This is a genomic window from Paenibacillus sp. FSL K6-1230 (assembly GCF_038002385.1).
Taxonomy (GTDB): Bacteria; Bacillota; Bacilli; order Paenibacillales; family Paenibacillaceae; genus Paenibacillus; species Paenibacillus massiliensis.
Genome location: NZ_JBBOCK010000001.1, coordinates 6,203,904 through 6,217,918 on the forward strand (window position 1 = coordinate 6,203,904; position 14,015 = coordinate 6,217,918).

General features: G+C 48.8%; 12 protein-coding genes. 8 read left to right on the forward strand and 4 right to left on the reverse strand.

What is annotated here, in order from left to right; genetic code table 11:
* Positions 1-244: 244 nt before the first annotated feature.
* Positions 245-904, reverse strand: coding sequence for a DUF4145 domain-containing protein (locus tag MKX74_RS27380; protein ID WP_341180430.1), 660 nt, complete (start codon positions 902-904; stop codon positions 245-247).
* Positions 905-1,594: 690 nt separating this feature from the next.
* Between MKX74_RS27380 and MKX74_RS27385 the strand changes: the two genes are divergently transcribed.
* Genes MKX74_RS27385 through MKX74_RS27400 form a run of 4 tightly spaced genes read left to right on the forward strand, consistent with a single transcriptional unit; the run spans position 1,595 to position 5,572 of the window.
* Positions 1,595-2,689 (forward strand): iron-siderophore ABC transporter substrate-binding protein, encoded by a 1,095-nt coding sequence (locus tag MKX74_RS27385; protein WP_341180431.1) that lies wholly within the window; start codon positions 1,595-1,597, stop codon positions 2,687-2,689.
* Positions 2,686-3,729, forward strand: coding sequence for a FecCD family ABC transporter permease (locus tag MKX74_RS27390; RefSeq protein WP_341180432.1), 1,044 nt, complete (start codon positions 2,686-2,688; stop codon positions 3,727-3,729). Before MKX74_RS27385 ends, MKX74_RS27390 begins: the two co-directional genes overlap by 4 nt.
* Positions 3,726-4,757 (forward strand): FecCD family ABC transporter permease, encoded by a 1,032-nt coding sequence (locus tag MKX74_RS27395; RefSeq protein ID WP_341180433.1) that lies wholly within the window; start codon positions 3,726-3,728, stop codon positions 4,755-4,757. Before MKX74_RS27390 ends, MKX74_RS27395 begins: the two co-directional genes overlap by 4 nt.
* A complete protein-coding gene (locus tag MKX74_RS27400; RefSeq protein WP_341180434.1) occupies positions 4,757-5,572 on the forward strand; it encodes an ABC transporter ATP-binding protein in 816 nt (271 codons plus the stop codon). The genes MKX74_RS27395 and MKX74_RS27400 overlap by 1 nt, the downstream gene beginning before the upstream one ends.
* A 518-nt stretch (positions 5,573-6,090) precedes the next feature.
* Here the strand turns inward: MKX74_RS27400 and MKX74_RS27405 are convergent.
* On the reverse strand, positions 6,091-6,981 hold the full coding sequence (locus tag MKX74_RS27405; protein WP_341180435.1) for an AraC family transcriptional regulator: 891 nt from the start codon (positions 6,979-6,981) through the stop codon (positions 6,091-6,093).
* A gap of 235 nt (positions 6,982-7,216) precedes the next feature.
* Here MKX74_RS27405 and MKX74_RS27410 point away from each other — a divergent pair, with 235 nt between their 5' ends.
* The 4 genes from MKX74_RS27410 (at position 7,217) to MKX74_RS27425 (ending at position 10,536) form a co-directional block, all read left to right on the forward strand.
* Positions 7,217-7,741 (forward strand): MerR family transcriptional regulator, encoded by a 525-nt coding sequence (locus MKX74_RS27410; RefSeq protein ID WP_341180436.1) that lies wholly within the window; start codon positions 7,217-7,219, stop codon positions 7,739-7,741.
* A complete protein-coding gene (locus tag MKX74_RS27415; RefSeq protein WP_341180678.1) occupies positions 7,716-8,687 on the forward strand; it encodes an aldo/keto reductase in 972 nt (323 codons plus the stop codon). The genes MKX74_RS27410 and MKX74_RS27415 overlap by 26 nt, the downstream gene beginning before the upstream one ends.
* A 253-nt stretch (positions 8,688-8,940) precedes the next feature.
* Entirely contained in the window at positions 8,941-9,894 is a 954-nt protein-coding gene (locus MKX74_RS27420; RefSeq protein WP_341180437.1) for a copper amine oxidase N-terminal domain-containing protein, read from the forward strand.
* A gap of 204 nt (positions 9,895-10,098) precedes the next feature.
* Positions 10,099-10,536 (forward strand): MaoC family dehydratase, encoded by a 438-nt coding sequence (locus MKX74_RS27425; protein WP_341180438.1) that lies wholly within the window; start codon positions 10,099-10,101, stop codon positions 10,534-10,536.
* A gap of 267 nt (positions 10,537-10,803) precedes the next feature.
* Here MKX74_RS27425 and MKX74_RS27430 read toward each other — a convergent pair whose 3' ends face one another.
* Positions 10,804-12,498, reverse strand: a complete 1,695-nt coding sequence (locus MKX74_RS27430; protein WP_341180439.1) for a histidine kinase N-terminal 7TM domain-containing diguanylate cyclase — start codon at positions 12,496-12,498, stop codon at positions 10,804-10,806.
* Positions 12,499-12,791: 293 nt separating this feature from the next.
* On the reverse strand, positions 12,792-14,003 hold the full coding sequence (locus MKX74_RS27435) for an MFS transporter (RefSeq protein ID WP_341180440.1): 1,212 nt from the start codon (positions 14,001-14,003) through the stop codon (positions 12,792-12,794).
* Positions 14,004-14,015: the final 12 nt, after the last annotated feature.

The window sequence follows — 14,015 nt, forward strand, 5'->3', positions numbered from 1 at the left end:
TATACAAAATGTAATTATTCCAATATCCCAACTTAAAGCTTGTAATTCCACCTAATGTATAAGCGGATCGCCCTAATCCGGGGCAGTTAAAATCAGTTAGGAAAACTACGCAAAGATAAAGCTACGTATAAGAGATACATCATTTCGTGATGAAAGAATTCTATTATGCAGGTACACCAAAAAAACACCTTCCTCAAATGTAAATAAACAACATAAACCCAGCTCACTTTATACTAACTAGAATCTATTTCATTAATGGTTTTCCTATTTCTTGTAACTTTTTATTTAATGCATTCCTTCTTTCTTCTAACCTTTTAGGTTGAATGATGCAAAAATCAAATAATGCTTCTAACACTTCAAGTAACCACTCTGCCTCACCCTGCTCAACATCTAAAATTTCCCCAGTACTAGAACTTTTCATAGGGTGAGCAGCAAAGTTACCAACATTCCTAATTGCATCAACAGACTCAATAATGTAGGAGGGAATATCGCTTCTTTCAATTAATATTTCAATCTCTTTATTTAGATCCTTAGCTTTAATATTTAACTTATTTCTTAAAATATGCTGTAACAACCTCCGGCTAATCGCTGCACTTGCTTTTGGGCTGATATCCAATACATAATAGGCTTCTAAAAAATCATTTCTATATATCCCATCAACCTCTGCGGGAAGTGATTTAAAAGATTTAGACCTAGGATAAATTAATGACTCTTTCCTATGCTCTATCATTGAACTGTAATTACCAAAAAAGCGAATACGACCTTCAGTCAATATAATAATCAATTCATCACAACTGGGACACGAACCATGCTTTAACTCAAATCCCGAACCTTCATGATCGTCTATATCATCCCACGTACAATTTATGATGTTTGTACCTTTAACATCTAAATTTATAGCCAAATTACAGTAGGGGCATATCACTATTTCTCCACCCTTTCTATTCAATTTCTATAATTCTGAAAAAGTGTTACTGAATTATACAATAGCTCCTGATGTATCTTTATAGGCTTAATTAAGATCATCGCAGAACAACATAAATAAGAACAGGGTGAATATATGGCAAGTAAAAAAGCCTTTACCCAGTTCAGCATCCTGTTCTGAGCGGAACTAGCTGTGTCCTCTTATCGGTTTCTTCCTGAATATAACTCAAAAATTAGCAAAAAAAACCGCAAAATACTAAATATAAAAAGCGACTTGAGGGCGCTAGGGACAAATTCCTCTTATTCTTTACTCACGAATAGCAACAACTTCTTCAGAGTTATTGCTCACATTTTCTCCCCCTAATATCTTAGCTCATCCTCACTGTTATGTGAATATTTATGGTTCGTTCGTACACGTATGAAGAATGGTGTTTTTAAGTATACATCAATACAGTGATAATCAAATTAATACAAGCCTCCCATTTCCCCACACACATTGACACCCCGTCCATACCCCTATATATTTAATGACGATGATAATCATTATCGAAACGGAGAACCATGACATCTATAATAGAAGCCTTACACCCACTCCATAGGTGTCCGATCACTCCACCACACCAGTCCCTTCAAGTACAAAATACACTTTAGGATCAGGAAAGGAACCCATATGAACACAACACGCAAGTTCCCCTTCAAGACACTAATCACTGCAACAATCCTTGCACTGGCTCTCGCCGGTTGCGGATCTCAGACATCCAGTTCGACGCCTCCGCCAGCTACGAATGCGACAGATTCAGCAAATACACAGACACCTTCTACAGACACGACAGCTACCCAAGATGACAGCACCCAATATCCGATCGTGATCAAGCACGCATTTGGCGAGACGGTCATTGATAGCAAGCCAGAACGCGTAGCTACCATTCAATGGGCGAATCAGGATGTCGTTCTCGCACTGGGCGTTGTACCTGTAGGCTTCTCCGCAGCGAACTTCGGCGTGGAGGATGACAGCGGTATGCTGCCTTGGACAGCGGAGAAACTCAAGGAACTTGGTGTAACAGAGCCGAATATTTACCAAGATACCGATGGTCTGGATTTTGAAGCCATTTCCGATTCGAAGCCGGACGTGATCCTGGCAGGCTACTCCGGAATTACGCAGGAGGACTACGACATTCTGAGCCAGATTGCTCCAGTCGTGCCTTATCAGACGAAGCCTTGGGCGACTACATGGCGCGAGCAAGTCATGCTGAATGCGACAGGCATGGGTATGAAGGCACAAGGCGAGCAGCTCATTAAGGATACTGAGAAGCTCGTTCAGGACAAAGCCAGTGCGCACCCGGATCTAAAAGGCAAAAAAGTCGTATGGGTCAACTTCTCAGCGAAGGATATGTCCAAGCTGCATCTGTATACACCAGCAGATCCGCGTGGTGAATTCCTGATCGAGCTCGGTATGGAATATCCGGAAAGCGTAACAAGCCTAATTACCGATCCAACTAGCTACTCCTTGAGTCTGAGTGCCGAAAATGCGGAAGCGCTGAATGATGCCGACATCATCGTCGGATACGGTGATGATGCGCTGTATGAAGCGGTGAAGGCTGATCCGCTGCTTGGTAAAATCCCAGCCATTCAGAGAGGTTCTGTCGTGTTCATCAGCGGTAATTCGCCACTTGGCGCTGCCGGGAACCCGAATCCTCTGGCAATCGCGTATACGCTGGATGATTACCTCGGTCTGATCCAAGGGGCTCTCGACAAGCTGAAATGAGCAGCTCATCCGTAACGAATCATGACCAGCAGCTAAGCTCACGAATTCCGAAGTATTTTACGATCGTGCTGATCCTATGCCTTGTCTTACTGGTGATCAGCGTATGTGCTTCGCTGATGTTCGGGTCCAGGCCGGTAAGATTTCATGAGCTGATCGACGGTCTATTCCGTCCAGAAGTCGATTCTTACGGGGCGAACGTGGTCCGCAAGCGTATCTCCCGTACAGTATTCAGCCTCATGTGCGGCGGAGCGCTCGGTGTATCCGGGTCGCTCATGCAGGCGGTTACCCGCAACCCCATTGCAGACCCGAGCATTCTGGGCGTGAATACCGGGGCAGCCTTGTTCGTAGTATGCGGCATTGCGTTTCTGCACATCAGCACGCCGAATCAATATATCTGGCTGGCATTAGCCGGGGCGGCCATTACGGCAGCCTTCGTATTCGGGATCGGCTCCATGGGGCGTGGCGGTGCCACGCCCATTAAGCTTGTTCTGGCAGGAGCTGCGACCAGTGCGGCCCTGTCCTCATTGGTAACAGCCATTATGATCCCACGCTCCTATGTCATGGACCAATTCCGGTTCTGGCAGGTGGGCAGCGTCGGCGCTGCCACCTGGAGTGGCATTACTACATTTGTCCCGTTCCTGATCATTGGCATCCTGATCGGCATCCTGACGGTACCCGCGCTCAATGCGCTGGCCCTGGGTGACGAGGTTGCGACCGGGCTGGGCGTCCGCACAGGCACACTGCGCTTCATCGCGGCACTGGCAGGTGTACTGCTGTGCGGTGCAACGACAGCACTGGCTGGGCCGATTGGCTTTATCGGGCTCTTATCGACACACGTCATACGCCTGATGCTCGGACCCGACCTGAGGTTCGTCATCCCGATGTCCGCCATTGCGGGGGCGATCATCCTGACCATAGCCGATGTAGGCGGCAGGGTCGTCAGTGGACCTGGTGAGCTGGAGGTCGGTGTAGTTACAGCCTTTATAGGGGCTCCCATACTAATCATCCTAGCGATGAGAGCGAAAGTGCGTTCATTATGACCATTCAATCATTGGATTTTATATTGGCAGGCCGACGTCAACGGCGACGGCGCTGGATCGTAGTGACCAGTCTTTTGGCATTACTCGCATGTGCACTATGCGGCGCCATGCTGATGCTAGGAAGCACCATTTATCCGGTACAGGATGTCATTCGGGTGCTAGGCGGAGAGCAGGTCAAGGGCGTGTCCTTCGCAGTGAATACAATACGGCTTCCGAGAATGCTGGCAGGTCTGCTCGCCGGATTCGCCTTCGGCGTGGCCGGATACACCTTTCAGACGATGCTGCGTAACCCCCTTGCGAACCCGAATGTGATTGGAATTACCTCGGGATCGAGTGCAGCAGCGGTATTCTGTATCGTGGTCCTCCATACCAGCGGGGCCATCGTATCTCTAGCCTCAGTCGGTGCTGGCCTGGCTACGGTATTATTCATTTACATGTTATCCAGAGGAAAAGCCTTCTCCATCGGTCGGCTGATCCTCATCGGGATCGCTATACAGGCTATGCTCGATGCCTTCATCTCCTATTTGATGCTGGTTAGTGCAGAGCAGGATGTACCAGCAGCTGTCCGCTGGCTCACAGGCAGCCTGAATGGCTCGCAAATGTCGCAGCTGCCTCCACTTGTAATCACGGTAGCTATCTTCACGCCGATCCTGATTGTGCTGGGACGACATCTGAATATGCTGGAGCTTGGAGAGCAAGCGGCTACTTCGCTGGGGGTGGACACGGACAAGACTCGAATTACGCTGATTGTCAGTGCAGTCTTCATGATTGCGATCGCTACCGCTACGACGGGGCCGATCGCCTTCGTCTCCTTCCTGGCGGGACCGATTGCCAAGCGGCTGGTCGGTGTAGGCTTCTCGAACATCATTCCCGCTGGTCTCGTTGGGGTGAACTTGGTATTGGCATCTGATCTAATCGGACAATTTGCTTTTGAGCACAGGTTCCCAGTGGGCATCATCACGGGGCTGCTCGGAGCACCGTATCTGATCTTCTTGCTCATCCAAATGAATCGGAAGGGAGAATTATAATGAAGCCGACGCATCATTTTCAAGCCGAGCAGCTCGTTGCAGGCTATGATAACAAGACCGTCATCCATGGCATTGATCTGCTCATCCCGAGTAACCAGATTAGCGTCATCATCGGGGCGAACGGCTGCGGTAAATCCACGCTGCTCAAGACGCTGGCCCGACTGATCAAGCCGATATCTGGCAGCATTACGCTGGATGACAAGCCGCTCGCCAAGATTCCGCCCAGGCAGCTCGCCCGCGTGCTCGGACTTCTGCCACAGTCGCCGATTGTGCCGGAGGGCATCTCGGTCACGGATCTCGTCGGTCGCGGCAGATTCCCGCATCAATCCCTGTTCGGTGGATGGAGCAAGAAGGATTCGGAAGCCGTCGCCGAGGCGATGAGCATTATGAACATCACGCAGTTCGCCAACCATCACATTGATGAGCTCTCCGGCGGTCAGCGTCAGCGCGTCTGGATTGCCATGGCGCTGGCGCAGCAGACGGACATTTTATTTTTGGATGAACCGACGACGTTCCTAGATATCACCTATCAGGTGGAGATTCTAGATCTACTCACAGACCTGAATCGGCAATATGGCACTACGATTGTCATGGTGCTGCATGATATTAACTTATCTGCTCGTTATGCAGACCATCTATTCGCGCTCCATGAGGGCAGGCTCGTCGCTGAGGGGCACCCATCCCAGGTCATTACGAGCACGTTGGTGAAAGACATCTTCGGCCTGAATTGCTCCGTAATTGAGGACCCTATCTCAGGCTCACCGTTGGTTGTGCCCAAGGGAAGACATCATGTGCAGGCGGAGTACACTCCATAATAGGAGAAGAGCTGCCTTACAGCAATGCCGCGACATTGTGGGACGACCATGTACCACGATAATTTACAGCAACAATCGTGGTCCACAAGCCACTTCTGCCTATGTGCAGCAGTACAGCTCACGTAAGAAAAACATCCATCGGCATACTTTCACAGAAGACAAACCGTGTGCGGTTGAAGTTTTTCTTTCTATGAACGATTTGTTCGACACCGCTCAAAACCTATAAATTCTATCCACTCAAAAAGGAGTTCTCCCCGAGAACTCCTCTTTGAATCTCCATATAAAGTGGGCCAACATCCATTACCACACACAGCAACCAGCAACTGTGCAATGCCCGAGCCTTTTTTCACCGAAAATCTACTGTTCCTAAAAGCTACTGCACTTCTTCTTCACTCGATCACATTTCTCCTGCACTCTACCGACTACTCCACTAGCAGCATCCAGCACATACAGGTCTCGATTTCATTGCACCATACCATGCTCCAATCCTCTTAGCACGTGCCTTCTTCAAGTCTCACTTACTTGGGTCGAACTCGAATCCAGATTTCGCTCCAGCAGGCACTGCCGCAGTTATAGTACAGCTCCATATCGCAGCCGTCGATCTTCTCATAGTCCGCTGTCGGCAGCCACTCCGTGTATACTCGCTTGATGAGGTCTTGAATGGCTCCAGCTGTCTTCTCCATCGTGTGATTCTCGGTTCTGAAGATTGCCCAGGTCCCGGCAGGCACCGTTACTTCCCTGTACCCCTGCGTATCACTCCGGTTGGTCTTATAGGCGAACAGCATATATGGAAAGGTCTGCTCCCCCTCCACCGAGCGGTAATCACAGATCGCATTGACCAGACACAACTCATTCGGCGCTTCGCTCAGCATATTCGTGGATTGGGTGAGCTTTTCAATACGTCCATCCTGATGTGCAGCTTGCCAGAACTGGGGAATCGCACGGAGATTCTCACCGTTCTCCATCGAGAAGATTTCCTCAATGCCATAGATCACAAAAGCTTCCTTGGATTCGATTCTGTAATTCATTGCGACAGCTCCTCTAACGGTTAGTAGGAAAGAGATCCGGGGATAGGCGGTGAGGGTCACACCCTGCTCGCGCGCTGCTGAGGGTGTCTTCCCGTGAATGATGTTGAAGGCTCGTGTAAATGCCTCCGGTGAGTCATAGCCATACTTCAGGGCAAGATCCACAATCTTCATGCTGCTATGCTGTAGCTCAAATGCTGCAAGTGTCAGCTTCCTGCGCCGAATATACTCCGACAAGGATACATCCGTAGCAGCGGAGAACATCCGCTGAAAGCTCGAAATCGAGCAGCAAGTGATCTTTGCCACTTCCGTCATGTCTACATGCGTAAGAAGATGGTCTTCGATATAGTCCAGCGCTTCATTCATTCGTTCGAACCAGGCCATCCAGTCTCCCTCCCCTCTGCTTCCATTTAATCAGATTCAGCATCAATCATCCTTGCAGTTACTCTCCAAGTTCTGCACGACTGTAACATATATAAATTTTAGACAAACTAGCTTACTATAATGGTACTTGATCAAGAGAGGTCTAACAATAATCAAACCGCGATATGAACCGAATCGACACTTCATCCATACTCCAAAAAAATACATGCTTGCCTTAGAGCGCGCTCTAACGAATATGATGTACAAGAACCAGCCGAGCACGTCTGCTTACAAGCTGAAGAAGGGATCGATCTATATGACATTCTCTATAAAAGAAGTCTCAGAGCGGCTTGGTTGCTCAGCTCATACCATTCGCTACTACGAGAAGGAGGGATTACTCCCTTTCATTAAGAGAGATAAGCATGGACATCGCCTGTTTGAACAAGAGCACATGGATTGGATCAAGCTGATGACCTGTTTTCGAGCAACTGGAATGAAGATGTCTTTAATGAAGCAGATGGTCAATCTCGCCTTAGACGGGGATTCCACCATTCCGCAAAGAAAGGCTATGCTGAACCAGTACAAGGAGGACTTATTCCGACGTCAACGTGAGCTGGCGGAGGCTCTGGACGCAGTGAATAACAAGCTCGCCATTTATGAAGAGATCGAAAAAGGAAGAGTTCATTCGGAGAGTCAGCTCTTGAACCAGCTGGCAATGCAGCAGAATAAACCAACGGACGGAGATGGATACCGAGATGATGCCAAGAACATTAGGAAATAGTGATCTGATCGTATCTTCGATTGGACTAGGTATTATGGGCATGTCCCCAGGCATGTACGGGGAGACAGACGACGAACAGTCTATAAAGACGATACATCGTGCTCTGGAATTAGGCATTACGTTGATCGATACGGCGGATGTGTATGGAAATGGTCATAACGAGAAGCTCCTCGGAAGAGCCCTTCAGAGACGCCGAGCGCAGGCGGTGATTGCTACCAAGTTCTCGTACACCCCCAATTATGAAAGCCTTAGTGGGCACCCGGATTACGTGCATAAGGCTGTCGATGAGAGTCTGCGACGGTTGAACACCGATTATATTGATCTATACTACCAACACCGCGTGGACCCAAATATTCCGATCGAGGAGACAGTTGGAGCAATGGCCGCGCTAGTTAGAGCTGGGAAGGTTCGCTATCTTGGGCTTTCAGAAGCATCTGCCTCCACTATTCGCCGCGCACATGCGACACATCCGATCTCCGCTTTACAGAGCGAATATTCACTGTGGAGCCGGGATATTGAAGACGAGATTCTCCCGACAACGAGGGAGCTGGGAATTACGCATGTCGCTTACAGTCCACTAAGCAGAGGCTTTATTTCTGGAGAGCTCCGTACCTTTGAGGACTTGGCTCCCCATGATCTTCGCAGGTACATGCCTCGATTCCAAGGAGACAACTTCAAGAAGAACGTTGAGATCGTTGATAAGATTAAGGAAATCGCCGACGAGAAGAACTGTACTCCTTCGCAGCTGGCCCTGGCATGGACCATATTCAACGGTGCGCTGCCTATTCCAGGAACCAAACGCATGAAATACCTTGAAGAAAATGCTGCCTCTGTGGACGTAGAACTAACAGCCGAGGACCTGACTCGCATCGAGCAGGTTAGTCCCAAGAACAGCGTTCACGGTACCCGATATATGAAGGAACAAATGTCTTTGCTAGAGGGCTAGTGTACTTGAAGGCTTGGAAAGTTTTATTGAAGGTATTGTTGCAGATACAGATCAGCCTCTGGCTTCCAAAATGCTGTGGAACAAAGTAACATAGAAGAAACTTCATCCGGGCCGCCCCTTATTGGGTGGTCTTCTTTTTTTGATAGTACTTTTTTCATCGTATAGGTATTTTTTGGAACATGGCTCTATACCAGCTATGTTATATTCAAGATGCATGTCCTATGATTTTCAATACACACCTAAAGGAGTCATCATGAAAAAAATAGCTTACATAACACTTATAGGGTGCATGGCGCTCCTGGTCGGATTGTTCTCATTCACTCCCCTGACCTCCGCCGCTTCCGTAAAGTACACTCTCCACATCGATGGTAAGGCGATAACCGGACAACCTTCAGTCATTGTGGAAAATAACACCACGCTCGTGCCTATGAAAGCCGTACTAACCAAGCTAGGCTACACCATGACCGTAGATAGCAAGACGAAGGCCATTACAGCCAAGAACACGTCTGGCTCTTCTATCATCGTTAAGACTGGCAGCAAGAAGGCCACCATCAACGGTTCAGAGATCGTATTGCCTGCATTGGTCAAGACCGTGAACGGAACGACCTACATTCCGCTATCAGCAATTCGGAGCTTGACTGGCAAGACGGTTGGCCTCGATAGCGCGCAGGGCTTTGCATGGATTGGAGATAAGCCAGCATCGAGCAGCATCAACATACCTTGGTCCATCAGTCAGGAGGAATTTAAGGCGAATTCTGCTCAGAAGCAGCTGGTGGATGAAGGTGGACAAGGCGACATTCGTCTTCTCATGTATCAGGATTCGCTAGAGGCTGGAGCAACTGAAGAGTTATATATCTTTTACAAGAACAAACTCGCTGCCGTTGTACTTACCCCTGTCATTCCCGACTATGATCCAGGTGAACTAATTAGCTTTTATGCGGGGATGTTTAGTAGTATAACTGCAGAGTATGGACAACCCGTAGCTGGCTCAAGTGCCCCAAATCCGAATAATATCAGTCAGTATGTCGCACGCTATGCTGCTGACGGTCGCCTAACTAGCGAATGGATTATGGATGGCACCAAGATTACTCTATTCCTGAAAGCAACAACAGACGCAGGATATAGCCTGAGTCTACAGTACGTGGACATGTCCGTCGAGGAGCAACTGAACGCTACTTGGGCTGACATTAAGAATGCCCTGCAATAGTATACATTAACCATAACACGGAAGGAGCCAGGCTACTTATGCCAACGGCTCCTTCTCCACATTCACGACGCATGCCTCATAATAGATATTGTCTAATGATATGCTTGATTTCATATCTGCTCTGCCTTATACAGGAACACTCGAGGAAAAAAGGGAATCATAGATGTAAGCAGTATAAGTATTTATTTGAAGAGGAGTGTCGGCATGCAGTTTCATGAATTTTATATCGGCCAGATGTTTACCACCAAGGCAATTACCTTGAGCGAGGACGACATTTCCCGATTTGCCGCCGAATACGATCCACAATACATGCACCTGGATAAAGCGAAGGCGGAACAAGGCAGATTCCAGGGCATCATCGCATCGGGCATTCAGACCCTCGCGATCTCATTTAAGCTATGGATTGAGACAGGGAGTTACGGTGAGGACATCATTGCGGGGACCGCTATGAACCATGTGAAATTCATACGGCCCGTCTATCCGGGTGACGAGCTGCATGCTGTTGTAGAGGTCGTAGAGCTGAAGAAATGGCGTAATCAGACAGGCATCGTCACCGTGAGAATGTCCACGTTCAATGCTCAGCAGGAGAAGGTGTTCACAGGGGAGCTGTCGGCTATGGTGAAAAATGAACACGCCGAATGAATTCACCCTTGGCATAGGGCGAGTACGATTGGGGGGAAGGATACACACTCAACTGGAGTGGATGCATCCGTAAAAAGGATTTCCAGCTATCCCCTGACTTTCGTGAAATACGATCCTTCAACAAATGAGCTGACACGGAGACAATCCTCGTCAGCTCATCTAACATACTATCAACCATTCAGGATGCGCTCTTTAGGGCTTCCTTTATCCAACTCCCAATGTACAGCTATTTTCCCTCACTCATTTACCCAGAGATAGTACATCTCCTCAGTTAAACGAAGCTTGCTGGAAGCTGGCCAGCTCGATCCGGTTGCGCCCATTTTGCTTGGCTTGGTACAGAGCCTTGTCTACCGCTGCGAACAGCTGTATCAAGTACTCCTCTGGATCATCAGGCACACGTTCATCCTTAAAATCCTCGACCGACAGAATGCCCATACTGATCGTAATGGATACCGGCTCACGGCCATGCTCCACGACAATATGATTCGTCTCGGCTGACGATCTGACAAGCTCCGCGAGTTGCCCCGCCAGTTGTCGTCTTGTATGAGGGAGATAGATCATGAATTCTTCTCCTCCATAGCGGGCCAGAATATCCGTACTACGTATCGACTCCTTGACGATCTGAGCTGTGCGATACAGCACCTCATCACCGATGACATGTCCGTAGTGATCGTTAATATATTTGAAGAAATCAATGTCAAAGAGAATCAGGGAGAACGGAATCCGATACTGAATATTGCTCATCACTTCATGGGTCAGATGCTGGGTCAGATAGCGGCGATTGTAGCAGTCCGTCAGACTATCAGTAAGCACCAGTTCTTCTAGCTGCCGATTGGCTCGGGATAGCTCAAGACGAGTACGGTCGAGGGAATGATTCCGTTCTTGCAGCATGCGATTTTTCCGGTTCATCTCCTCCACCAGGAAACGCTCTTGCGAGACATCCTGAAAAGTAAGAATACGGCCCATTGGCATACCATAAGCATCCACAATCGTTGACGCCTGCAGTATAAAATGACGAACACTATCGCGCTCCACGAGGATCTCAATTTGCGACATGGCAAGATTCCTTTGCTTATAGTGCTCAAGGAACCTCTCGCTATTGCCCTCCACCCGCACGGAGCTCAGAAGTGCTTCCATATCCAAATAATCACCGACATGCAGCTCAATGAAGAAGGGCAAAGCCTTGTTCACTTCCATGATGAATTCACGGTCATCTAGCACAAGAATTCCATAGGGGATGGTATTAATCACGTCCTCGTGAGCGATGGAGACGAGATCGAACATATTGTATTTTTTGATGACATAGATGAAAAATAGATCTGACAATACAATCCCGAGAGAAGTAAAGCCAGGGATGATCGGTAGCCACTCGCTTAGCACGACATTCAGAAGGGCATCAATGCTGGCAAATACGGCTAGAACCAGGATTCCCCATAGCATAATCTTCACCTGTATCCTATTCGTTGCGGATGTGCTGGGCGACAGCAGAGTACGAAACAGCACCAAGAGAGATGCCAGCAGGTAACCGACCAGAATAGCGATGACCACCCAGAACCATGGTCCATACTCGCGTTGAATATACCCCCCTTCCAAGGGAGCCACGAACACATGATTCGGGTTCCATACCACTCCCACGGCTGCGATCAGCGCTGGAGAGAACAGCAGATAAGCTTTTCGAAGGCCTATTCGCCCTGCGTGACCGGCGAGAAAGACCGTAAGCAGGAGCCAGCCCCCTCCCAGGAAGGCTAGGGCCACAAAGGACAGGGTCACATACAATAGCTGTAACCACAGATCATCCGTCAGATCTGTGGCCATTTGGCCTAGAGGCCAGAGCATCATAAAGAAATGGAAAATGAAATACACCTTATGTAAGTTCGTAATCCTAACCGTAGCAAACACGTAAATAAATAAAATCAGTAATACAAGGAACAAAAAGAGATCGTACCATACTAATGGATCCACACATCTTTCTCCTTCTTGAGCCAGACAACTACGATGACTTGCAATTGTATGCCATTACGCTAATAAGACCTGAAAAGGGCCTGTTCCTTCTACGTTCATGGTTATAAACCACATCTTATCATACTGCTACAAGCATGAGCTAGCCCACACAATGGCAGTTCGACCAACCTATGACGGATATGGAGAGGAAATTATAATCGGGCATACAACGAAAGGAGCCGCTCAAGCAGCCCCTTTCATCACTTCCCACCCTACACTCTCCTCGATATTTACTGAGAAGCGGTCGATCTATTTTATTTCAAGCTGCGCACAGATGGCAGGGCTACACACGCGAGTGCAAGGACTAAGATACAAGCCCCGGAAAGTCTGAACCACATTTCAATACCAATCTGATCCGCAAAGATACCCGACATGACCAGCCCGACTGGCATGGCAAAGGAGGCCAGACTACCCATAAGCCCGAACACCCGCCCCAGGTACATCGGTTGGATGTGTTCCTGAATGAGCGCCGTCTGTACACCACTATAGAACGGACTCGTAAAGCCCATAAGCGCGCTGCATATGGCGAACATCAGAAATCCATCCGTAGGAAGCCACCCCGAAATGAGCAAGGCAATGCCCATCAAGGCAACCGAGAGCGTGATGCTCCATGCACGGCTCCTGAATCCCCCCCACACCCCCAGCAGCATGCCACCCATCAGCATGCCACTGGCGAAGACGATCTCTACGATGGAAGCATGTGTGGCTGTACCCCCAAAGTAACCCATGCTCATGAGAGGAAATAGGGCATTGATCGGCATAAATACCAAGGCATATAGCGCGCCAATCCAGAGCAATGAGAACAATCCCCTCGATGCTCGCAGGGCGTAATACCCTTCCTTGAATTCCTCAATCAAGCTACTGCTAGCACCCTGATTCATCGACATGTCTGGTGTTGGAATCCGAACGAGCATGACCATCGTACAGGCGATCAGTGCCCCTGCCACATCAAGGGCAATAATGGCTGACAGATCCCATGCAGCATATAGCACCGCCCCCAGCGCCGGGCTTACTATGAAGCTCAGCGATTGGACAGATTGGGTATAGCCTGCACACCTCGTTAATTGTTCCTCCGGAACCAGCAACGGTGTCACTGCGCCCAGAGCAGGTGTATGAAATGCAGTCCCAACACTGCGGATGAATAGCACCAGCATCACGACCCAAATGGGCAGCTCAACCGTGAGCACGATTACCGTCAGGACAACACCTGCGGCTGCCACAAGAAGGTCTGCGCCCATCATCACCCACTTTCGATTCCAGCGGTCCACCAAGACACCAATCATGGTCCCAAGGACAGCCTGGGGCAAGAAGCCCACCAGCGTAGCTATCGACAGCACCAGCGCAGACCCTGTGGTATCTGTTAAATACCAGATGATAGCCATTTGCAGAGCCGAACTAGTAATCAGCGAGATAGCCTGCCCTGCCCATATCATAAAGAAATTTCGCTTCCAGTGATGTTCTCTCATATTTGATTCTCT

Bases quoted from the DNA above. Each gene is read 5' to 3' on its own strand.
- MKX74_RS27385 (WP_341180431.1), top strand. From the start codon at position 1,595: ATGAACACAACACGCAAGTTCCCCTTCAAGACACTAATCACTGCAACA.
- MKX74_RS27405 (WP_341180435.1), bottom strand. From the start codon at position 6,981: ATGGCCTGGTTCGAACGAATGAATGAAGCGCTGGACTATATCGAAGAC.
- MKX74_RS27415 (WP_341180678.1), top strand. From the start codon at position 7,716: ATGATGCCAAGAACATTAGGAAATAGTGATCTGATCGTATCTTCGATT.
- MKX74_RS27390 (WP_341180432.1), top strand. From the start codon at position 2,686: ATGAGCAGCTCATCCGTAACGAATCATGACCAGCAGCTAAGCTCACGA.
- MKX74_RS27410 (WP_341180436.1), top strand. From the start codon at position 7,217: ATGATGTACAAGAACCAGCCGAGCACGTCTGCTTACAAGCTGAAGAAG.
- MKX74_RS27425 (WP_341180438.1), top strand. From the start codon at position 10,099: ATGCAGTTTCATGAATTTTATATCGGCCAGATGTTTACCACCAAGGCA.
- MKX74_RS27395 (WP_341180433.1), top strand. From the start codon at position 3,726: ATGACCATTCAATCATTGGATTTTATATTGGCAGGCCGACGTCAACGG.
- MKX74_RS27435 (WP_341180440.1), bottom strand. From the start codon at position 14,003: ATGAGAGAACATCACTGGAAGCGAAATTTCTTTATGATATGGGCAGGG.
- MKX74_RS27420 (WP_341180437.1), top strand. From the start codon at position 8,941: ATGAAAAAAATAGCTTACATAACACTTATAGGGTGCATGGCGCTCCTG.
- MKX74_RS27400 (WP_341180434.1), top strand. From the start codon at position 4,757: ATGAAGCCGACGCATCATTTTCAAGCCGAGCAGCTCGTTGCAGGCTAT.